The sequence below is a fragment of the Streptomyces sp. NPDC056061 genome (assembly GCF_042266885.1).
Lineage (GTDB): Bacteria > Actinomycetota > Actinomycetes > Streptomycetales > Streptomycetaceae > Streptomyces.
The window spans coordinates 1-21,749 of the sequence record NZ_JBHJWQ010000058.1; the positions used below are offsets into that span (position 1 = coordinate 1).

Here is a 21,749-nt window from a genome sequence, read left to right on the forward strand (position 1 = left end):
CGCCGACCAGGCAGCGACCGAACCAGTGAACCTGAAACCACGTCAACCCGCCATGACCAGCTAGTCATCCACTCCCACACAGCGGGGGAACCTCAAGGTTGCCGGAGTGCTGGGTCCAGGGACGGGCGAACAGCACTGCGGGCGCCATTCCCACGCAGGGGCTCGAAGCCCGGGATGAACTGGGCGTCTCCCGCTCTGTCCGCCCGTGCCCGTGTTTCCTGCCATTGGCCGGTGGCAGGGCAGGGATCCGGAGCATGCACACATCCGGATCCCTCCTCCGCCACCGGACACGGGGGTACGGACTACGCCGTCCGGTGCGCCGAGTTGGTGTCGCGGAAGGCGAGGGCTTCGTCATAGAGGAGACGGGTGGCCAGGCAGTGGTGAAGTGCACGGAGCAGTCGTGCCGCGAGGTTCCGCAGGGCTGCGTTGTGGGTCTCACCGCGTTTGTCGCGGCGTTGCCGGTAGTACGCTGCGGCTCCGGGCGACTTGGTCAATGAGCAGAAGGCAGCTTGCCAGATCGCGTTGTGCAGCATTTCGTTCGCGAATCGTCTGTGGGAGGCGCGATGGGAGAGGCCGCTGGCCCAGACGACGGGTACGACGCCCGCGTACGCACACAGGTTGCGGGCCGTGGGAAACCGTTCGCGCGTATCCCCGATCTCTCCCAGAATGCGGCTCCCAAGCAGCGGTCCGATGCCCGGGAAGGAGGTCAGCAGGGCGGCGTCCGGGTGGAGGATGAAGGCCTCCGCTGTCTGCTCCGCAAGCTGGTCGGCGGCGTCGCAGGCGTGGTTCAGCGTGTTCAGGACGCCGATCGTCTCGACTCCCCTGGCTGTTTCGACCGCGGGGTGCGTGCGCAGGGCCGGGCGCCTGAAGTGCAGGCTGAGGCGTTCGGCTTCGTCGTCGACTGTCCTCCACCGGCCGGCCTCTCGCAGGATGCGGGCGAATTCTCCGCGTGACATTGCGGCGGCCTGGGTCGGTGTGGGGGCGGCGGCGAGGACAGCGCGGGCCTGTGCATGACGCAGAGTGAGGCGCGGCCAGGCTGTGACAGCGGCCGGGTAGTAGGTGACGAGCACCGCGCGCAGTTGATGGAGGGCGCGGTAGCGGCGTTTGACGGCTGCGGCCTGTGCTCGCGCCAGGATGCGGATGGCTTGGGCTTGGGGCGAACTCCGGGGGACGGGGCGGAACCGGTCGCCTCCGGTGCGGAGCATCTCCGCCAGGAGGAAGGCGTCAGCCCGGTCCGACTTCGTCAGTCCCAGCGTGGTGGCTTTCCGGGCGCGGGCCGCGAGCATCGGATCGATGCCTATGACCGTCAAACCTGCGTCCTCCATGGCCTGGAAGACGAGCCCATCGGGGTCCTCCGTGCCGATGGGTATGGTGCGCCATCTTGTCCGGTTGCAGGAGCGGAGCAGTTCCTGGACATCACCAACCGGGTCGTTGGTGTCCTTGTAGGTGATGCGGCGGTGGGCGAGCCGATGTCCGTTCCGGGCGACGACCGCACAGTCGAGCCAGCGGTCTGACCAGTCAACGGCTGCATACATGGTTGCCGATACCACGGCACCCTCCCTGGCGGGCGACCTCCGCCTGCTTCTCGTCTCGGGCGCATCTTTTGTCACCCGTTCGAGTGGACCATACATGGTCCATCGGTGGGTTGCGTGACTGCCCGGAAGCCTGCGGCGGAAGCATGACCGGCAAGGACCGGTTTCGCAGGACGACGAAAGGGGTGGGTGTGCCACGCAGCCCCCGGCACACCGCCCCCGCAGACCACGTAGTTCACGGCCTCTGGCCAGACGTCACCCTCGCGCCCGGCGCACCTCTCACCGCCCACTACGGAGTCGCCCTGGCCCGCAGGCTCGCCGACGTCATGACGGCGCGGTCGTTGAGTGACCGCGCCGTGGCGCGTCTATCGGGCATGTCCCACAACACCATCGGCAGGATCGCCCGCGGTGAGGTACTGCCCGACCTGGGTACCATCGCCCGCCTCGAAGTAGCACTCCAGGCCAGCCTGTGGCCCTCCGGCCTGTGGAACACCTTCCCGCCCGAATCATCACAGGAGCCCCCTCCGCGCTTTTGACATGAGGTCGACCACAGCCGGCGATACCGTAGAAGCGGTTGTCCCTGGAACGGGCGCGGCACTGGGCCGGCACATCCACGATCTGACCCATCACGGCCCGGACTAGTCGCTACTGTCCCCTTTGTGTACGCACCCAGGAGTCAGCACCCCCCACCCGCCCCGTCCCGGACCGACGCCGTCCCTGGCCCTCTTCGACCTGGACAACACCCTGGTCGACCGCACCGTAGGCCTGTGAGGTTCCCCCGAGATGCGGGGAAACCTCACTGCGGCACTGGGCAGAGGAATTCGCCCAGTGCCATGGCCACGGGCGTCCGTGGCCGGCCGAGGCCGGCTCAGGGCGGCGGCAGGGACTCAGGCGGGACCGGGCGCACCGCCGGTGCGCTGCTCCAGTTCCCACAAGGTTCGAAAGAGCCCCGGTTCGCGGGTGAGCTCCGCGTACGTGCCCTCCTGGACCAGGTGGCCCCGGTCGAGAACGACAATCCGGTCGGCCACCGCGACATTGGCGAGTCGGTGCGTGATCAGCAGGATGGCCCGGTCCTTGGCCAGGTCCCGCAGGCCGGTGAACACATGGTGCTCGGCCCGGGCGTCGAGGGCGGCCGTCGGCTCATCCATCACCAGCAGTTGGGCTTTCCGGTGAAAGGCCCTGGTCAGGATGACGCGTTGCCACTGCCCGCCGGACAGCTGATGGCCCCCGAACCACTCGGAGGTCAGGAGGGTGTCGAGGCCGGAACGGAGCTCGGGCAGCATGTCCGCGGCGCCGGACGCCTCGCAGGCCGCCATGAGCGCGGCATCACTGGTGTCACCCTGCCCGAGGGTCACGTTGTCGCGCAGCGTCAGCGGCAGGTAGGTGAACCGCTGCGGCGCCACCGCAACGTGTTTCCACGCCTCCCACGGCTCCAGACAGGCGGTGGTCTTGTGGTCCCAGGCCACTTCCCCGGAGGTCGGCAGCAGCAGCCCGCAGATCAGCCGGGACAGCGTTGTCTTCCCCGAGCCATTCTCCCCGACCAGTGCCACGATCTCCCCGCGCCGTACCGTCAGCGACACCCCGGCCAGGCTGTCCTTGTCCGCACCGTCGTACCGGTAGGTGACGTCGCGGACCTCGAACCGCTCCGGAGCCGCCGACAGCACCTCCGAGCCACGGGAGGTCACCATCGCCTGCCCGTGGGCGTTGTCGATGAAGTTCTGCCAGTCCTGCACGTACCAACCGGTACGCACCAGCCGCGCGCCTCCGTTGATGACGCCCCGCACCGAGCCGGTCGCCGTCTGCAGAGCGAAGACCGCGCCGCCGCCCGCCGCCAGGTCCATCCGGCCGGAGACCAGCAGCCACAGCAGAGTCACCCAGACCGCCGCCGAGGCAACTCCGCCGGCCGCCGCCCCGGCCAAGCCCATCCACGCCCCCGTGTTCGCGGCCTCCCGCTCGGAGATGTTGACGGAGGCGGCCAGCCGCCGGTAGTGGCCGAGGAGGAACGGGCCGGCCAGGCAGGCCCGCATCTCCTCGCTGGACTCCATGTAGGACATGTGCCAGCGCAGCTTGTGCAGCATCCGCCGGCGCCCCGACGTCTCCAGGCCCGCGAGGTACACCACGCGGGCCGCGCGCACATAGGCGGCGGCCTGCGGCAGGCACGCCAGGAGAAGCAGAGGCAGGAGAATCGGGTGGATCACGGTGAGGACGGTCGCGCCGGCGGCGAGGGTGGCCGTTGCGGCCAGCACGTCCTGGGCTTCCTCCACGAGGTCGGGGGTGACCTGGGCGCCGCGGTCGGCGATGTCGTACTGGTCGTTGTAGCCCGGCTTGTTGTTCGCTGCGGCCTCGGCGCCGAGCGCCGCTTCGACCATGCTGACTTCCGCGGCCCGGGCGAGCACCGGCCGCAGCCGCCCGGTCAGCCAGGTCACCGTGACACCCAGCAGGGCGCGCAGCCCTGCGGCGGCCGCGATGACGGCCAGTTGCGGCGCCGCCTCCCGCAGCCGTTCGGTGATGTCGCCGGAGGCGATCAGCGCGGTGAGGGTGCCGGTCACGGCGAACAGGCCCAGCGTGGCGAGCACGCCGGTGCCGATCTGGCACGCGAGCAGCCCGGCCGTCGCGGCCCGGTCCACCTGCCACGCCATCCGCAGCGACCGGCGCACCAGCACGGGTAGGCGTCGCGCCATCGTGGTCGTCGTCATCTGCGCGCCGGCCTGGAGCCGGGACTCGTCCCGGTACTGGAACTCCTCCTCCTGCGCCGTGCTTCCGCTGTCCGGTGGAGTTCCCTCCGCTTCGTCCGTGCTCGGCTGTGCGGCTGTGCTGCCCGAGGTCAAGTCGATCCCCCTGTCGGTCGTCACGGCTGGTTCACGAGGCTCAACGACGCAGCCCCCGATATCGAACACACGTCTTTCGGTCGGTCCTGAAGTCCCGGGATGAAGCGTTCGAGGAACCGTGGAAACGGCACCGACCCAGCTCCCGCAACGGCACCGCCACCAGCGACAGTTGGCCGAATCGCCGAGGTTCCCAACTGCCGGACACCAGCGGACGCGTTGGCGCGCATCGGGCCCGGCGGACTTGCAGAGTGCGGGACTTCCAGTACGCCACGGCCCTTGTGGAAGGGCCTGCGCTCACCGCCGACCATGGGCGCTACTCGTGAGAGACCTGACAGCTGACGCAACCACTGCGCCTCCTGCGGCAGGCTGACGCGACGGATCTGCCCGGTGCTCGTCACCGCCGGCGTGCTGTACTCGGCGGAGATCCGCGTCGGGCACCGGATCGCACGGGCGGCCATCACCTCGACCGGGATGAGGTTCCCTCTTCACCTCCACAAGCTCTCGCAGCGGTCGGCAACCGGCACCGCGGTGCGTGCCACGGCACCGGGACAGCACCCTCGGCGAGCGAAGTCCCAATTCCGGGTGAGGGCCTCGGGGGCGTGGAACCGGAGCATCGGAGACCAGGGTGACCGCAAGGTTTTGACGTCCGAAGCCCCGGGAGCTGGAGGCGATGGGGGGACAGGGGCGGCGCTGGGCACGTAGCACTGCCGGCACGCCTTGACCGCTGGGGAGCCGATCACCAGCCTGCCCTGCAACTATCAACCGGGCCAGGTCCACGGGGGCTCATGTCGAGGGTCATTCCGTTCCGCCTTCCTCGACATAGCGAGCAGCCCCAAATCTGGTCATTTCTGGGCCAATTGCTGGTAGGTAGGCCGTCTCTTCGTCGGAATGACCCCCGATATGAGCCGGTGGGCAGCTGGAGTTCTCGTTCAGAGGAATGCGACGGTGAGAGCGGGGCTGACGAGAGCCGCGCTGCGCCCCACGTCTCTTCAGATTCCCGGGACCACTTCCTCAGCGCTCTGTTGCACCACGGCGAGCTGAGCTGGAGCCCTGTCCTTCGCGATGAGAGCGAGCCCCGTCGTGTCCGCTTCACACCTGCCCCGGCGCCGCCTGGTCGCCGGATGGGACGAGCACCCCCTCGGTGCCGGTTGCCGGCCCATCGGGGGACCGGCAACCAACCTGGGCCGCGCCGCAGGCTGGGCCGCCGTGGACGACGCCCGTGCGGTCGACGCCCTCCTGCAAGCCCACGCGGAGGGAGCGACGGTCTTCGACACTGCGGACGCCTTCGGCCTCGGACACTCCCAACGGCTGCTGGGCCGCATGCTGGCCCAGGTGCCTCGCGCAAGCGTCCGGATCACCAGCACCGTCGGGGCCTTCCGGGGCACCGGCGTCAACGCCTACCGCTCCTTGAACCTGCACAGCCAGGTGGAGCAGAGCCTTGAAAACCTCGGCGTTGAATCGCTGGACGTCCTGACGCTGCACCACGTCGACTTCGGCCCCCGCGATGAGTTCCTCCAGGAGGCGCGGGAGACGCTGGAGGCCCTGCGCGACCTCGGCAGGGTCAAGACGCTCGGCATACGGGCGCCGCACCGGCTGGCGGTCTCCGTGCGCCCATGCGACCGCCGCCGGGGCAGCGCGACCCGATTCACCTTCCTCGTGCAGCAGTTCGACCCCAAGGTCATCGTCACCTCCTTCAGCCCCCTCAGCCAATTACCGGCACCCGGGCGCGAGGCCGGCGACTGCGGCGAGGAGGACGCGTTCGACTTCGCCCGCCGCCACGGCGTCGCCACCGTGGTCACCGAGCCGCTGGGGCTGGGCCCGCTCACCGGCGAGCACCGGCCGGGTACGGTCTTCGGCCCCGGAGACGTCCGCTCGCACCTCACAGCGCCGGTCCTGGCTGCCGTCGAGCGAGGACTGCAGCCCCTACGGAAGCGATTCGGCTCCACCGCGCACGACCTGGTCCGGGTCGCCCTCCACTACTGCCTCCGGCGCTGCCCGGACTCGATCGTCCTGGCCGGATTCACCAGCCCCCAGCAGGTGGCGGCGAACTACCAGGGTCTCCGGCCCGAGCTGAGCGAAGCGGACCACGAATTCGTCGACGCCGCCTTCGCGGCCCTGCGCGCCGAGCTGGAGGAGACCGGCCAGCCCCGCTCCAAGGAAACGGCATCTGTGCCGTGCACCCCCGGCGCAGGGCGGCCCGCCCAAGAAGCCGAGGAGCGATGACGAGCCATGCGGACCACCAAGGGGACGACACCGTGAGCCCGGACAACACCACCTGGATGGCCTACGCCATCGGCCTTGCACAACAGCGGCCCCAGCCAGGCCGACGGGTCGGCGCGGCCCTGGTCTCCGAGAGCGGCCGGCTCCTCTGCTCCGCCTTCGACGGCGAGGAGCACGGCACGTCCTGGCTCCGGACGCTGCAGCGCAAGATCCGCGAACTCGGAGCCTCCAGCGCGCACAGCCTCTACCTGACGATCAACACCCTGGCGGCGGACGGGTCGTTCGAGCTGGCCGAACTCCTGGCGGACACGCGGATCGACACGGTGCACATCGGGCTGCCGGACCCCGCGCTGACGAGCTACCTCAGCGGCGATCCCGCCAGCGAGCGAGGCCACGTCGTGCTCCGCTTCCCCGACCAGCTCCAGCGGCAGATCCTGACCCAGAACCAGGCCCTCTATGCGGCGAGCGAGCAGAGCATCGAGTGCAACCCCCACTACTCCGGCCACCGCATCAGCGACGCCGTCACCACCACGCTGACGGCGATGGGCTTCGCGCTGACCAAGGACGACGTCAACACCCACCGGGGGAGGGCAGCGCTCGCCCACTTCATCTGCCAACGGTACGGGGCCGAGTACAAGAAGGCGGACCGTGCCGTCGGCGACGCTCTGGCCGCGGCATTCGACGCGAAGTACAGCACCTACGACTACTCGTACGACGCCCGCACCGCCAACCCGGGCTGGGCCGACGACTTCACGGCGGTCTACCGGGGGGCGTCCAGCAAGCCCTTGTCCGACCTCGGCATCCTCAACGTCGGCGTCGGCGCCGGCCACGAAGCGGAGGTCCTCTTCGCAGACTGCCCGCGGATCACCTTCGCCGACATCGCCGAGAGCGGCCTCGCGCACGTACACGAGCGCATGCCCCGTTCGGGGACCGTCGTCTCCAGCGCCGAGGACTTGTCTGCCCTGCCGGACGGCAGTTTCGATCTGTACGTCTCCTTGAGGACGTACAACTCGTCATTCTTCGACACTTCCGCAGCTGCCTCGGAGGCGCACAGGGTACTGAAGCCCGGCGCCGTGATTATCGTCTCCGTGGCTAACGGGTTTCTGTATACTCAGCGCGGCTGCGTCGTACCTGGGCTGATAATCCCCGGAACTGAATTCGTCGACCTCTATCGCGGAATGGAAACGGCGAATTCGGTCGGTGCGCAGCTTGAAATCGCTGGATTCAAGGATGTTCGAATGCTCCCCACCAGTACCGAGATCTACCTGTCGGCGGTCACCGCCTGACGCCTCCGCCCGCCCGGCTCTCGGTGCGGCGCCCGCTGCACGGGAACGCCAGACCGGGACGGTCGGGCGGCCGGGCGGCCGGAGGAGGACATGGAGGGGGGCAGTGTGAAGGGAAGGGCTTGCGCCATGAACGGGCGAACGACGGTTGCCGATCGCATTCTGCAGTTCAACGAGAGACTCGCTGAGGTGACGCTCGAACTGCCGCCCGGGTTCGGGGCCGTCAACCCGTTCGCAGGCTCCCAGAGGGAACGCGTCCGCGAGGTGACGACCGGGTTCTACCGCCGGTACTACGACGACGACAGGCCCCGCCGGTTGGTCCTGGGCAGCTCGCCCGCCCGGCGGGGCACGGCCGTGACCGGGGTCCCGTTCGAAGACGCCAAGCTCCTCGAAAGCGACACGGGCGTCGACGTCTCCGACGGCTACACGGTGAGCCGGCCCTCTGCCGGGTTCCTGCACGACGTGATTGCGCGCTACGGGGGCCGGCCGCGGTTCTACGCCGACTTCGTCATGAGCTTCGTGTGCCCGCTCGGCCTGGTGAAGACGAATCCCCAGGGCAGGGAGGCGAACGGCAACTACTACGAGAACAAGGAACTGCTGAAAGCCCTGGAAGGGTTTCTCGTGGATTCCCTGGAGCGTCAGCTGGAATTCGGCACCGACACCTCGGTGTGCTACAGCATCGGCAGCAGCGGCAACTTCAAATTCCTCACGAAAGTGAACGAGGACCGGGGCTTTTTCAAGGAGATCGTTCCCTTGGAGCACCCGCGCTTCATCACGCAGTACAACAGCGACAGAAAAGACGAGTTCGTCGAGAAATACCTCCGTGCTCTCCGCGGAGAAAGCCACTAGCAGCGGTGTCCTCGGCCGATATCCGGCTGAGGGCACGCACCGCGACGGATCGAGAAGAAGGAGAACAGCACCGTGGTGTCAGAAGGCAGGAACCTGGTCCACTTCGGCTCGGAACACGTCAGCGTCCACCGCCACCAGGGCGGGACGCTGGACCTGCTCACGAAGGACCCGCTCCCGTTCGCAGCCGGCCTCGACGGTCAGGCGCTGGCGGAGCGCGTCGGCGAGTTCTGCGCCGGGCTCACGCAGTACGCCGAGACCGTCGACAACAAGACCACGCGGGTACACGCCACCGGGGTGTTCCAGCAGCTGCCGCAGCCGGAGGCGGCCGCCCTGGTCAACAGCGTTTATGTCGACACGGGCCTGTACTTCAACATCGTGGGGCCCGATCTCGAGCAGTTCTACTGGGACACGGCCATGTCCGCCTCCGCCTCCGCCTCCGCCTCCGGCTCGGAGGAGATGGTGGAAGGCCTGGTCCGGCGCGAGTTCCGGACGGCCGTCGTCTGCGGCAGCTTCCAGCAGTCGCTGGAACCCATCGAGGCCACCATCGCCCGGCTGCGCGAGAGCGGCACCGAGGTGCTCAGCCCCCGCAGCACCAGGATCAAGCCGGAGACCGAGGGCACCGACTTCATCCTCTTCGACTACCAGGAGCAGCTGAAGAACCACCGCGACACCTGGCGGCACAAGTACGTGCACATGGACGCGTTCCGGCAGGCCGACGCTGTCGTCGTGTGCAACCCGGGCGGTCGCGTCGGAAGCGGCACCGTGTTCGAGCTCGGCTTCACGTCCGCGCTCGGCACGAGGGTCATCTTCACGGAGGAGCCCCGGGGCGTGTCCGTCTCCTTCCCCTGCGAGGTCGGCATGGGGGCCTGAGAACACCCTGCTGCGGGGCTGCCCGCGTCCCGGTGGTCACCGCCCCGACGGCACGCCTTCGGCTCACGCTCTTCGTCCATCCCGATCCCGCTGCTCGGCTACGTAGATACGGAAGGGACTCTCCGCTGGTGGAACCCATCGACATGATCGACACGGTGCGCGACAGGCTGCGGGAGATCGTGGCCTCGGTCCTGGAAGTGGACCAGGACGCCATCGAGCCGGGTGCCCTGTTCTACGAGGACCTCGGCATGAGCTCTCTGGAGAAGACCGAGGTCGTGGTCGCGGTCGAGCGCCAGTACGGACCCCTGTCCGCCCAGGAGGCGGCCGCCTTCACCAGCCTGGACGCCGCGGTGGCCGTGCTCGCGAAGCGGGCGAGGACCCGCCAGGACGTCGACCTGATCGACCTCCTGGTGGCGGCCCGCGTCCGTTCCGGTCACGGTGACCGGACCGCCTACCTCGACCCCCAGGCCGGGGAGGTCACCTACGCGGGGCTGCTGGAGGCGGCCCGCGGGTACGCGGGCGCCCTGAGGGTCGCGGGCGTGCCCGCGGGCACCCGCGGCCTGCTGGTCGCCGACGACTCCGTGGCGACCGTGGCCGCCGTGCTGGGCCTGTGGTGGCACGGCTGCGTCCCCGTGGTGATCAGCCCGATCCTGACCGACGCCGAAGTGCGCTACATCGCGGAGGACTGCGCCGCTGCGGTGGTGCACCTGGACGCGACCCCCGCGCGGCAGCTCGTCCTGGAGGAGTTGTTCGCCACGGCCACACGGTTCGCCGGCGCGGACGTCCGCACCGGCCTGGCGACGGCGGAGGCCGGCCCTGCGCGCCAGCCCGAGCAGGCCGGACCCGCGGCCGTGTGGAGCGCGGGCGGTGAGGCGCTCGTGCAGTACACCTCCGGCAGTACCGGTATGCCCAAGGGGGTGCGGCACTCGGCGGGCGCGGTCGCGGCCATGGTCGACGGCGTCGGCACGGTCCTGGCGCTGACCGAGCAGGACACCGTGCTGTCCAGCGCCCGGATGTCGTTCGGCTTCGGCTTCGGCAGCTCCGTCCTGTGCCCCCTGGCGGCCGGCGCCCGCGTCGCGCTCATCAGCGGCACCGTCGACGTCCACTCCCTCACTGCCGCGCTGCAGCACTACCGGCCCACCGTCCTGTTCTCTGTCCCGCGGCTGTACGCGGCGCTGCTGAACGCCTCCGGGAACGAGCTCGCCCCCGGCAGCGTCGACTCCGTGCGGCTGTACGTGGCGGCGGGCGAGAACCTGCCCGGCCCGCTCGGTGAGCGGATCCGCACCGCCTTCGGCGCCGAGCTGCTCAACGGCCTCGGCGCAACCGAGGTCCTCTACATCGTCGTCGGCACCCCGCCAGGAGAGGACCGGCCAGGGACCTTCGGAGTGCCGGTGCCCGGGACCACCGCGACCGTCCGCGCGGCGGACGGCACGCCCGTCGCCGACGGAGAGCAGGGACGGCTGCACATCGCCGGCTCGACCGTCGCCCTGGGCTACATCGGCCGACCGGAAGCCGCGGCGGCCACCTTCGCCGACGGCGGCGCGTACACCGGCGACGTGGTGCGACGTGCGCCGGACGGCACGTTCACCCACCTGTGCCGCTCCGATGACGTGCTCAACCTGGGCGGCCACAAGGTCGTGCCCAGCGAGATCGAGAGCGTCGTCCGCGGCGTCGACGGGGTCCAGGACTGCGTGGTGGTCGGCGGCCGCGACACCGACGGCCTAGAGCAGGCGGTGGCGTACCTGGTGGCCAAGCCCGGATCCGATGTGACCGCGGTGCGGCGCGCGGTGCTCGCCGCGATACGCGGCGGTCTCGCCACCTACAAGCGGCCCGCCCGCCTGGAGTTCCTCGACCGGCTCCCCACCACCTCGACCGGCAAGGTGGCCGCCTTCGAGCTCAGGAAGGCGGCCAGCCGAGCATGACGTGGGACATCACGGGCATGGCGGCCATCGCCAACATCGGCGCCACCCCGGAAGAGATCTTCGACGCGCTCTGCGCGGGCCAGGAGAGCCGCACGCCGCTGAAGGCGTTCGACCCGGCCAAGTACCGGGCGGCCTACGCCTACGAGATCGACGATCGGCCCGAGGCCGGCGTCGACCTGCCGGGGCGTGCCACCCGCTGGTTGACCACCGTCGTCCGCCAGGCAGCCGCCGAAGCGGGCCTGGGCGAGGACCTGGCCCAGGTACCCGTGCTGGTCGGCACGACCATGCGCGAACAGCGAAGCCTCGAACTGTGGTGGCGCGACGGGGCGCAAGTCGCCGTCGACGACCTACACTTCGGCACCGCGCTGAAGGCGGAGTTCGGGGCGTGCACCACGTACACCTTCGCCAACGCCTGCTCCGCCTCGCTGTACGCGCTCGGCATGGCCACCGACATGATCGACCTCGGCCTGGCCGACACCGTCATCGTCGCCGGCACCGACGCCGCCACCGAAAGCGGCTTCGGCACCCTCGACCGGGTGCAGAACGACCTCCCCGACGCGCTGCGCCCCTTCGACGCCACCCACAAGGGCATGCTGATGGGAGAGGGCGCGGCGGCCGTCGTCGTCCAGCGCACCGGCACCGGGCCCGTGCACGCCCGGGTGCGCGGCGTGTCCATGAACTGCGACGGCCACCACGCCACCGCGCCCGACCCCGACGGCATCACCCGCGCAGTACGGGACGCCTACGCCAGAGCGGGGGTGCGGGCGGGCGACATCGACCTGGTGATGCTGCACGGCAGCGGCACCCCCCTCAACGACAAGACGGAGTCGAGCGTCCTGCGCCACGTCTTCCAGGGCGCGGGCGCCGGTCCGCGGATGACCGCGATCAAGGCGATGACCGGCCACACCATGGGCGGCTCGGGACTGCTCAGCCTCGTGATGGCGGTGCTCGCCATGAAGAGCGGGACGGTCCCCCCGGTCCTGGGCCTGGCCGACCCGATCCCCGAGGCCGCCGGACTGGGCCTGGTGCAGGGCCGCCCCACCACCGCCGACCTGCGCCTCGCCCAGGTCCACGCGTTCGGCTTCGGAGGGATCAACGCCGTCGCGATCGTGGAGGCCATCCGATGACCATGACGAGCACGCGGAGAGGGGCGGATGCCCGGGAGGTCGTTGTTACGGGCGTCGGGCTGGCGCTTCCCGGCGTCGCAACGCCCGGCGACCTCTTCGGACTACTGCCGGGGGAGGGCGGCTTCGACCCGGTCACCGGACTGGTCGGACGGGAGCTGCGCCACAAGGACCGGGCGTCCCGGCTCGCCCTTCGCGCCGCCGAGTTCGCCCTCCACGACGCCGCTCTGGCCGACGCCGACGGCCTGTTCACGGGCGCGGCCGGCGGGACCGCCGTCGTGGTCAGCACCAACTTCGGCAATGCGGACGGTGTCTGCGGGGCCGTCGACACCATCGCCGCTGCGGGTGTCACGGGCCTCAGCCCCCTGGGGCTGCCGCAGACGTCCAGCAACGTCATCGCCGGTTGGGTGGCCATCCGCTACCGGCTGGGAGGCCCCAACCTGACCGTCAGCAACGGCGCAACGAGCGGTCTGGACGCTGTGACCTGGGCCCGGAACCTCATCGTCGCCGGCCGCGCCGAGGCCGCCATCGTCGTCGGCGTCGAGCCAGGCAACCACGTGGCGACGAAGATCCTCGGCGAGCAGTCCACCGACGCGGCGGTCGCCGTCGTCCTGGAGCCCGTGGACGCAGCCGCTTCCCGGGGCGCACGGCCCCGCGCCGCGATCACCGGCTGCGCACGGACCCGGAACCTCACCGAGGCGCTGGTCTCCACCGGCGCGCCCGCGGAAGGCCCCGTCGGACTGTGGCTCACGGACGGGGCAGAGCCCGCCGACACCACGGCGGGCCGCCTGCTCGCAGCCGCGCGCCGGATCGACCTGGAATCCCAGCTGGGCCCGCTGTCCGGGGCGCTCGGCGTCCTGCAATGCGCCGCTGCGGCCGCCCACCTGGCCAGCGGCGCCACCGGCAACGCCCTGGCCACCGCCGGAGGCCCCCGCCACGACGCGACTGCCGCCCTGCTGCTGACCCCGCCGCGAGCCCTTCGCCCGTCCACGCAGGAACGAGGACAACACTCATGACCACCGCGAGCGTGACCATCGAGGAGCTCCGCGCCCTGATAGCCGGCGTGCTGGAGACCGAGCTCGAAGAGGTCACCGACGATGCGCACTTCGCCCACGAGCTCGACATCGACTCGCTGATGATGCTGGAGATCTCCACCCGCGTGGAGAGCGCGTTCGGCGTCCCGGACAACGCCGTGGCGGCCAGCGGCGTCACCACCCTTGCCGAGCTGCATGCCTTCCTCACCTCGAAGCTCAACCGCGCGACCTCGCCCTCCCCGCTCATCCGACCCAGGCCGGTGAGCGACCCAGCGGCGCGCCTGTTCCTGCTCCACCACGCCGGCGGGTCACACCTGCTCTACCGGGGCTGGGCGGAGCTCTTCCCCGAGGACTGGGAACTGTGCCTGCTGGAGGTGCCCGGCCGCGGCAGCCTCCAGGCCCTTCCGCTGATCGACGACTGCGAGCAGCTGGTCGACTGCTTCCACGCCGCCATCGCGCCCTTGCTCGACCGGCCCTTCGGGTTCTTCGGCCACAGCATGGGCGCCCTGATCGGCTACCAGCTCACCCACCGGCTCCTCCGAGAGCGCGGCGCGCTGCCCGCCTGGCTGGGGGTCTCCGCCTACGGCGCCCCGGGAGGCGACGCCGGCGGCTGCAGCCCTCACCTGATGGCCGACGACGAACTGCGCGCCTGGCTGCGCAGCGGCGGCGGCAGCCCACCGCAGCTCCTCGACAACGACGATGTTTGGCGCAAGTTCGCCCCCGTGTTCCGCGCCGACTTCAAGCTCGTGAACACCTGGGCCGCACCCCGCAGCCCCGAGCCGCTGCCCGTCCCGCTCACGGCATTCGCCGGCAGGGGCGACGCGCTGATCGGCGAGGACCGACTCCTCGCCTGGCAGGCGCTCACGACCGACTTCCGCGGACTCGAGAGGTACGACGGTGGCCACTTCTACCTGCTGGACCACCCGCAGCAGCTCACCGCTGCCATCACGGCCGCGATGCGACCCGCAGCGCCTTGAGTCCGCTCGCCGTGGCGCCGCGGCGCCCGTCAGACGATCAACCTCGACGGAGAGGCGGCGGAGGGCGTGTTGGCGGGCGTTCAGGCGTCGGGGTCGACTTCGGGGTGCGTGAACCGCACGGGCCGACCCAGCGACCGGGCGTAGGTGATCTCGGACCGGGTGCTGTCACCGATGTAGTCGCCGACCACGAGCACCTCATCAGCCAGAAGGATCTTCGACCGGTGCAGTGCGTCCAGCCGAACCTTCAGCGCTTCGGCCTCGACCGGATCGGACCAGAGCGGGTGCGGAGACTTCAGGTCGCAGCCCGGCTTGACGACGATCCGCCCGGCCTCGGTCTCCCGCACCTCGGCCTCGGCCATCTCGGCCATGAAGCGGGTGGAACCGCAGATCGCGACGATCTGCGGGAAGTTCAGCTGCGCCTTCGCCTCGGCGAGCTTCTCCTCGGGGGTGATCACTTGCGGGGACGACATTGTTCCTCCTGGTGGTGCTGCCCGAGGGATGCCTGCGGCGACGAGTACGAAGGCGCCCAAGTTCGCCTTACGGCGAACCGTGAACACACCCGCGCCCGCACTCTATGCGACGGAGATCCCTGCCCGGTGGCGCTTAGCCAGTCAGCCACCTGGCCGCAGTTTCGGCCGGCTCAAGGCCGCCCTGGCTTTCAGCGCCACGAAGAGCCGCCGCGGCCTGCCCGGCTGCCGCCCCGAGCAGCCGCTGTCCGCGGCGTCGTGCCCCGGTGTCGGCCTCGTCAGCCGATCCCCTGTCGGCAGCCGGTGGCGGTGCCGAGACGAGCACGGAGACTGCCGCAACCCGAACGAGCGAAGAACGACCAGCCGACCGCGTTGACGAAGGCTGCCCACCGGGGAGGACCTCGGTGGTATGCCAGCCTCGGCTCACCGAACGGCCAGGCCGCCTGCCAGCCGTTGAGGATGCGGCTGGAATCGAGGTTGGTGCGGTCACCTCACCGGCGCCCCGGGCCTGCGATGCGCCTACGCCCGCCCTGATCGCTGCAGCTGCCCGATTCCTGACCACGTCCGCTGTGCATGTCAACGAGGAGATCATGTCCACCGCATCCCACCAGCCGCGCCCCGGCCGCCCCGCCGCTGCGCCTCCCGCCTCCGGCACGCCGGAGCAGATCACGGCGATCGCCGAGACGCTGGTGCTCGCGTACGGACTGCGCCCGGCGGAGATTACGCGCATCCCGGAAGGCACCGCGACGGACAACTACGCCATCGTGGACCAGGCGGGCCGTCAGCACTTCGGCAAGGTCTACCGCGTGGGCAGCAACTTGGATCTGGAGCTGGCGTCGGTCGAGCTGTCCGAGTACGCCGCCGACGGGGGCGTCGCCACCGCGCGGGCGACCCGCACGCGCGGCCACGAACTCATCGCGACCCATGGGCGGCTGCCGATGTCCCTGTGGTCGTACGTGCCGCACACCGAGACCGCCGAGGGCACCCTGACCGGTGCACGCTGGCCCGCGGTCGGCGAAGCGATGGGCCGTCTTCACCGCCGGCTCGCCACCCACCCCGCCGCCGCACCCGCGCTGGAACCCGGTGCAGCGATCTGCGACGTCGCCACTGCCCGAGACCGCTTCGACAGGCTGATCTTCGCCTTCCAGCGCAAACCCAGGCTGGGGGCGTTCGAGGCCTGGGCTCTGCAAGCGGCGCGGGAGCGGCACGCCGTCCTGGGGGACGTCGAGAACGTCCTCGTCGGGCTTCCACCGCTGACCGTCCAAGTCATGCACGGCGATCTGGCCGGCCCGAACGTCCTGTTGCGGAACGACGACGTCGCCGCGCTCGTGGACTTCGGACCCCCCACAGCCGGCTACCTCGCCTGGGAACTCATGCGCCTGGGCTGCGACCCCAAGAGCTTCCAGTCCCACGGCGTCGAGAAGTGGCTCACGGGCTACACCGACCTCGCCCTCGCCTACCGAGACGCCAACCCCTCGGCACCCATGGCCGACCTCCTGTCCTCAGTTCGCGTCGGCTGCGCCGCCATGCTCTGCTCGGCCTTCCCCCTGTCGGCACCCGTAGACCGACCTCACCTCGTCGACGCTGCGCTCGAGTCCTACGCACAGGCACGCCACGCGGCCGCGCTGACGATTCTGGAGCAACTGCCCGCCTTGGAGCGGGTCCTGCGCGACGCTCTTCGCTGAGCCGCGGACCCTCGCTGCCGGCGTACTCGCCCCGCCCGCAGTCCTGCACAGCGGACTCCCCTGCCCGCCCGGGCCTGCCGTACCGGCAGCGTTTCAGGGGCACCTGTCGGCGCGGCCGCCCGGAGAGCGGCGGGGCCACGTAGGTTAAGGGTCGGGGCGGGGCGGAGATCATCGGGTGAGCAGCTCCATTTGGAGCAGCTCGTCGGGGCTGACCTTGATCGCGGCGATGTCGGCGAGCCACTGCATCCACACCGGTTCGACGCCGGGCGCGGCCTCGAACTCGGCGTCCGTCACGCGTCCCTGCGCGTAAGCAACCGTGCGGTCTGCCAGCTCCTGCAGGGCGTCGGGGGCAATCCAGCGGACATTCTTGGTCTCGCGGGCACTCGGGGTGAGGTCGCTGGTGACGGTGGCCTGGTAAACGGTCCAGTCGTGGCCGGTGCCGCGGGCGCCGGGACGGCGGCGGCACCGGTTGTCCCGCCAGCCACCGGTGACGCGGGTGAGGCTGGTGACGGTGAGGCCGAGTTCCTCCTCGACCTCGGCGCGGCTGACGTCCTCGGCGCTGCCGTGGTCGTCAATGTGACCGGCGGCCGGTGCCGCGCCGACGGGGAAGGTGGCGCGATCGAAGATGAGGTAGCGGCCGTGGCGGCCGGTGATGACGATGCCAACGGAGGCGTTGTCGCAGGTCTTCAAGGTCTGGCTCCTGCCGGGCGCTGAACATCACCGGTGTGCGGCGGCACGTCCGGCTTCACGGGATGCCGGGCCGTGCCCGACGGCATCACAGGGCCCCGGTCGCGGGGCGCGGGGCGCGGGGCGAAACCTAGCGTTGGGACGGCGTGCGGTCCGCACAGCGGTCGCACCGTCCGGGGGGAGAGGACCTCTTGGAGGAACATCTCCTGGATGAACTGCACCTGCGCCCGGAGCAGGTGCGACACGCTCCTGGCGGCGGCGAGGTCCTTGCGGCCGACCGCGACGTGGATGTGCGGGGCGAGGGCGTCGTTCTCCGGGCTCCAGGCGAGGGTGGCCGCGCCGACGGCCTCCACCGTGTGCAGCACCGTCTCGTCCCACACGGGTGCCTCCGGGTCCTCCAGCGGGCCGTTCGTCCCCACCAAGGTCACCTGCCGGAACCCGCCGAGGAACATCGGGATGATCGCCTGCCGGATCCCCATCTCGGTGCAGAAGCCGGTCAGCTCCGCGACGAAGTCGTCGCCGTCGTCGAAGGCCAGCGCGAAGCTGCGCCCCATCGTCATTTCCGCGTGTCGCATCAGCCACGGCCCTCCGGTGTCGTCCCGGCCGGAGCGAAGGCGGCGATGACCGCGCTGCGGTCGGCGCTGCTGCGCAGCAGGACCGTCAGCAGCAGGCGGGCCTTGTAGGGGTCCAGGTGGCCGGCACCGATCAGGCCCCGGTCCAGGAGGTCCTTCTCCGAGCCGTCGAAGCCGTACGCGTGCGTGAGGGTGGTTCCCCCGCTGGTGCGGGAGGCGAGGACGACCGGGATGCGCTGGGCGGCTTCCTGGAGGACGGGCACCCAGGCGGCGGGTACGTGGCCGACTCCGAAGCCGGCGACGACCATGCCGTCGACCTGTTCGAGGAGCGGCGCCAGCAGGCTGCCGTCGTCGCCGAGGGATGCGGTATACAGCCCGACGCGGGCCGGGCGCGCAGTCGCCGCGGGGAGGGGCAGGGGCTTGTGCGCCGGGACGGCAAGGAGTCGAAGGCGGCCTTCGGCCACGGTGCCCAGGGGGCCGGTGTCGGGCGAAGCGAACGCGTTCGTGTTGGTGCTGTGGATCTTGCGGACCCGCGCGGCGTCGAAGACCTGGTCGTTGAAGACGACCAGGACGCCCAGACCGCGGGACTGAGGGCCCGCCGCGACGGTGACCGCGGCGAGCAGGTTCGCCGGCCCGTCGGCTCCGGCCAGGTAGGGGGCGCGCATCGCGCCCGTGACGATCACCGGCGTCTTGCCCCCGTACAGCAGGCTCAGCAGGAACGACGTCTCCTCCAGGGTGTCGGTCCCCTGGGTCACGACGAAGCCGTCGAAGGCGCCTTGACTGTCCATGGCCCGCAGATGGCCGGCGAGGCCCTCGATCTCGTCGAGCGCCAGGGACGCGCCCGGCTTGGCCGTGAACGACTGCGTCTTGACGACGATGCCGGTGGCGGCCAGTTGCGGCACGGCCGCGAGCAGGTCCTCCGCGCTCAGCGTGGGCTTCGCCGCGCCCTCCGCGGTGGTGGGGGTCATCGCGATGGTTCCGCCGAGGCCGATCACGAGCACCGTGGGAGGGGAGCTTGGTTTCGTCAACGCGCAGTCCTCGAATCGGGGGTGGAGCAGGGCGAATTGAGCCTATCGGCCGTCGGCGGGGCCGCCCAGCCTGCCGAGGAAGCACAGGGTCCGGTCGAGCGCGCCGAGGGTGAGCAGGCGACTGCGCGGACGCAGCATGCCGGTGAGCCCCTCCTCGGTCAGGCTCCGGCACCGGCCGGTCAACCAGGTCCAGTCCAGGTCGAGGTAGTCGGCCAAGGCCGCGAGCCGTACCGCCGGCGTCGGCCCGTCGACCAGGCTGTGGGCCCGTGCGTAGCCGATCACCTCCTGGTAGGGGGCGACCTCCCGGCGCGCGCTGGTCGTGGCGACCCGCCAGACGGACTCCCCGCGCACCCAGTTCGCGAGGATGGCCTGGTGGCGCGCCAGGACAAACCCCTCGACCTCCTGGTACTCCTGCTCCGCGGTCAGCCACACCTTGACGCCGTACATCTCCATCATGGCGATCGTGAGGAACAGGAGAATTCGCTCATATGTCTCGCTGGAGCGGACGACGGACTCGGGGACGCAGAACGCGCGACCGAGCGCGCTCCCTGGTCCCGCGAAGCGATCGGCGACGTTCTGCAGGTAGTCGTGCTTGTGCTTGAAGAGAAGCCAGGGTGCGCACTCCTCCCCGGTGGCTTCGCGGGTCCAGAACGCCGGCACCTCGGGAAGGTCGCCGAGATGGCGGACGATGTACTGGGCGCAGAGACTGGAGCCCAGCCACGCGGCGCCGATGGGGGACAGGTCGGGCATCTCGGATCGCGACGGCGCGGAGTTGCTGATCCTGACGTAGTGCCGAAGCTGTTCGGCACGGTCAAAGAGCGGGTTGTCGTCCGCCAGCAGGCCGTCGTCCATGACGTGCAGCGCCCAGATGATGGCGTAGACCAGGTCGTCCAGCTCGTAGGCGAGCGGTACACGCGGGTCCTGGCCCACCACGAGATTCTGGCGGGCGAGCGCGGCGTCCATCACGTATAGGCCTGACCCACCTGCGGCACCGGGGGAGGCCAGGATGACGCCCCTGCGGGAGGAGCGGACGAAGGTCTCCAGGTGGGGGCGGTCTGCGGAGCTGATCTCCATGACGTCGCCGCTCGGCTGAGCTTCATAGATCTGCACACCGATCGAAGTGCCGTCGAAGTGCCGTCCGCCGGCGAGCTCCCAGTTCCCGAAGGTGCCAGCGTCTGGGTCACCGGGGACGTGCCGGGAGGTGGGCCAGGTGTAGTCCAGGGTTCGGACTGCGGTGCGCGACCTTCGGTCCAGCGGACGAGGGTGGACGAAGTCGCGTACGGGGACGAGCTGGAAGAGCGCCTCGACCTTTTTGCCGAAGTAGGCCTCGAGGATGGCGCGCAGGTCTCCGCGGGGGATGTGGGTGCCGGCCAGCCACCTCTTGTAGGTAGCTGGGGAGGGTCGGACCCTAGCGAGTCGCGGCTCCTGTAACGCTTTCGCGGCGTCATCGGCCATGATCGGCCAGAGGACCCGGAACTTGTTCGGTGAAGCGCAGTTGAGCTCCGGAGCGTCCAGCAGGTGAGACAGGAGCGGCACGACGGTCCGGGCCCGTGACTCCCCCTGGTGAGTCATGTCGTCCTCCTTGATGTCCCCAGAGCCGCAGAGGTCCATGATCGTCCTTCGTGAGTTGCGTCGTCGGCGGCTCCAGCCGCCGGATGAAGTCCCGCAGAGGGCGGCTTACCAGGGGAGGTGCCCCGGGCGCCGAGCACACCGGCATCGTTCCGAGAGCGCGGCCGGATGTTGGGCATCTGTCGTCCGGCGTCTATGGGCTGGTGGCAGCCACAGAGCGGCAGCACCGGATTCACGGCGTCCCCCGCGAGGAAGCAAACCGGCGCTGCGTCGGATCCTTCCACCGGCCAGCGGCGGGCGCGGATCACCGCCTGGCTGGCCGCTGTCCGGGGTTGTGATCTGCCCGGCTGCGAAGGCCGGACGTAAGTATGTCTGACACCCGGCAGCAGCCCGCAGCGACACCTGGCCGGGCAGCTCGATACCGTGCAGCAGGACGGAATCGACCGGCCGGGCCGCCCAGGTCCTCGAATGGGTGTCACCGCCCATCCGCCGACCTGGTCACAACACTGGCGAACTGTCCTACGTGGTTGGGGAGTTATGACTGGGGGAGCTCGCCTTTTACAGTGATCGTCCACATCCAGCGTTCCAGGGTGGTGACGAGCTCGTCGAGGTCGGACGTGGTGTAGGAGGCCCGCACATGGTCCCAGTCGGGGTCGAGGACGACGACGCGCAAGCCTGTGCAGTAGTAGCCGAAGTCGATGCTGATCGTCCGAGCCTCCAGACCGCCCCGCTCCGCCACCTCCTGCTCGGTCAGCCACGGTGGTGGTGCAGTCTGCGCCCAGTAAAGGTCCTCTGAATCATTGGTTTCGATCTTCCCATTCGGTAGCCGCCGGGCCCGCAGGGCGTTTTTGACAACGCTCCAGCCGCTCGGGACGCGCAGGGGAAGCAGGCCCCAGTCCTTGGAAACGGCCAGGGCGAGCGGCGAGTCGGGGGGAAGCCGAAAGATGGCGCCCTGATTGGGTGTGGTCACGTGCCGGTTGCCTTTCAGATGGCGGGTATTGAGTTGCTCAGCGCTTCAGGCAGTAGAAGTGAACGGGGCCCTCCTCCTGCCGGAACGGTGGTCCGAAGTCCTCCAGAGTCAGCCGGTAGCGCCCCCGGCTCG

The 21,749-nt window shown here is 70.2% G+C and carries 18 protein-coding genes; 10 read left to right on the forward strand and 8 right to left on the reverse strand.

The window, feature by feature from the left end; translation table 11 throughout:
• Positions 1-302: 302 nt before the first annotated feature.
• Positions 303-1,535 (reverse strand): IS110 family transposase, encoded by a 1,233-nt coding sequence (locus ACFC79_RS37285; RefSeq protein WP_376249588.1) that lies wholly within the window; start codon positions 1,533-1,535, stop codon positions 303-305.
• Between the two features lie 188 nt (positions 1,536-1,723).
• On the opposite strand from ACFC79_RS37285, the gene ACFC79_RS37290 reads away from it, so the two are divergent.
• Positions 1,724-2,068, forward strand: coding sequence for a helix-turn-helix domain-containing protein (locus ACFC79_RS37290; protein ID WP_376249590.1), 345 nt, complete (start codon positions 1,724-1,726; stop codon positions 2,066-2,068).
• 351 nt (positions 2,069-2,419) lie between these two features.
• On the opposite strand, the gene ACFC79_RS37295 is transcribed toward ACFC79_RS37290, so the two are convergent.
• Positions 2,420-4,360: an ATP-binding cassette domain-containing protein gene (locus ACFC79_RS37295; RefSeq protein ID WP_376249622.1), complete on the reverse strand. Its 1,941-nt coding sequence runs from the start codon at positions 4,358-4,360 to the stop codon at positions 2,420-2,422.
• Positions 4,361-5,440: 1,080 nt separating this feature from the next.
• Here ACFC79_RS37295 and ACFC79_RS37300 point away from each other — a divergent pair.
• The 8 genes from ACFC79_RS37300 (at position 5,441) to ACFC79_RS37335 (ending at position 14,639) form a co-directional block, all read left to right on the forward strand.
• Complete coding sequence (locus ACFC79_RS37300; protein ID WP_376249592.1) at positions 5,441-6,583, forward strand: aldo/keto reductase; 1,143 nt, start codon at positions 5,441-5,443, stop codon at positions 6,581-6,583.
• Complete coding sequence (locus ACFC79_RS37305) at positions 6,580-7,866, forward strand: methyltransferase domain-containing protein (RefSeq protein WP_376249594.1); 1,287 nt, start codon at positions 6,580-6,582, stop codon at positions 7,864-7,866. Before ACFC79_RS37300 ends, ACFC79_RS37305 begins: the two co-directional genes overlap by 4 nt.
• 90 nt (positions 7,867-7,956) lie before the next feature.
• Positions 7,957-8,712 carry a uracil-DNA glycosylase family protein gene (locus ACFC79_RS37310; protein ID WP_376249596.1) on the forward strand — a complete coding sequence of 252 codons (756 nt, stop codon included), beginning with the start codon at positions 7,957-7,959 and terminating at the stop codon, positions 8,710-8,712.
• A 72-nt stretch (positions 8,713-8,784) separates the two neighbouring features.
• Positions 8,785-9,582 carry a nucleoside 2-deoxyribosyltransferase gene (locus ACFC79_RS37315; RefSeq protein WP_376249598.1) on the forward strand — a complete coding sequence of 266 codons (798 nt, stop codon included), beginning with the start codon at positions 8,785-8,787 and terminating at the stop codon, positions 9,580-9,582.
• Between the two features lie 128 nt (positions 9,583-9,710).
• Positions 9,711-11,504, forward strand: coding sequence for an AMP-binding protein (locus tag ACFC79_RS37320; protein WP_376249600.1), 1,794 nt, complete (start codon positions 9,711-9,713; stop codon positions 11,502-11,504).
• A complete protein-coding gene (locus tag ACFC79_RS37325) occupies positions 11,501-12,631 on the forward strand; it encodes a beta-ketoacyl synthase N-terminal-like domain-containing protein (RefSeq protein ID WP_376249602.1) in 1,131 nt (376 codons plus the stop codon). The genes ACFC79_RS37320 and ACFC79_RS37325 overlap by 4 nt, the downstream gene beginning before the upstream one ends.
• Entirely contained in the window at positions 12,628-13,644 is a 1,017-nt protein-coding gene (locus tag ACFC79_RS37330; RefSeq protein ID WP_376249604.1) for a beta-ketoacyl synthase N-terminal-like domain-containing protein, read from the forward strand. The genes ACFC79_RS37325 and ACFC79_RS37330 overlap by 4 nt, the downstream gene beginning before the upstream one ends.
• The gene (locus ACFC79_RS37335) at positions 13,641-14,639 is read left to right on the forward strand and encodes a thioesterase domain-containing protein (RefSeq protein ID WP_376249606.1); all 999 of its coding nucleotides are present in this window, start codon (positions 13,641-13,643) and stop codon (positions 14,637-14,639) included. The genes ACFC79_RS37330 and ACFC79_RS37335 overlap by 4 nt, the downstream gene beginning before the upstream one ends.
• 80 nt (positions 14,640-14,719) lie before the next feature.
• Here ACFC79_RS37335 and ACFC79_RS37340 read toward each other — a convergent pair whose 3' ends face one another.
• Positions 14,720-15,109: a hypothetical protein gene (locus tag ACFC79_RS37340; RefSeq protein ID WP_376249608.1), complete on the reverse strand. Its 390-nt coding sequence runs from the start codon at positions 15,107-15,109 to the stop codon at positions 14,720-14,722.
• A 587-nt stretch (positions 15,110-15,696) separates the two neighbouring features.
• Between ACFC79_RS37340 and ACFC79_RS37345 the strand changes: the two genes are divergently transcribed.
• Positions 15,697-16,791 carry a phosphotransferase enzyme family protein gene (locus ACFC79_RS37345; RefSeq protein WP_376249610.1) on the forward strand — a complete coding sequence of 365 codons (1,095 nt, stop codon included), beginning with the start codon at positions 15,697-15,699 and terminating at the stop codon, positions 16,789-16,791.
• Positions 16,792-16,959: 168 nt separating this feature from the next.
• On the opposite strand, the gene ACFC79_RS37350 is transcribed toward ACFC79_RS37345, so the two are convergent.
• The 5 genes from ACFC79_RS37350 to ACFC79_RS37370 all read right to left on the reverse strand — a co-directional run bounded on the left by ACFC79_RS37350 (position 16,960) and on the right by ACFC79_RS37370 (position 21,617).
• On the reverse strand, positions 16,960-17,481 hold the full coding sequence (locus tag ACFC79_RS37350; protein WP_376249612.1) for an NUDIX domain-containing protein: 522 nt from the start codon (positions 17,479-17,481) through the stop codon (positions 16,960-16,962).
• A complete protein-coding gene (locus ACFC79_RS37355; protein ID WP_376249614.1) occupies positions 17,478-18,053 on the reverse strand; it encodes a PPC domain-containing DNA-binding protein in 576 nt (191 codons plus the stop codon). The genes ACFC79_RS37350 and ACFC79_RS37355 overlap by 4 nt, the downstream gene beginning before the upstream one ends.
• On the reverse strand, positions 18,053-19,078 hold the full coding sequence (locus ACFC79_RS37360; protein WP_376249616.1) for an asparaginase: 1,026 nt from the start codon (positions 19,076-19,078) through the stop codon (positions 18,053-18,055). The genes ACFC79_RS37355 and ACFC79_RS37360 overlap by 1 nt, the downstream gene beginning before the upstream one ends.
• A 42-nt stretch (positions 19,079-19,120) precedes the next feature.
• A complete protein-coding gene (locus ACFC79_RS37365) occupies positions 19,121-20,650 on the reverse strand; it encodes a transcriptional regulator, XRE family protein (protein ID WP_376249618.1) in 1,530 nt (509 codons plus the stop codon).
• 532 nt (positions 20,651-21,182) lie between these two features.
• A complete protein-coding gene (locus ACFC79_RS37370; protein ID WP_376249620.1) occupies positions 21,183-21,617 on the reverse strand; it encodes a hypothetical protein in 435 nt (144 codons plus the stop codon).
• Between the last annotated feature and the right edge of the window lie 132 nt (positions 21,618-21,749).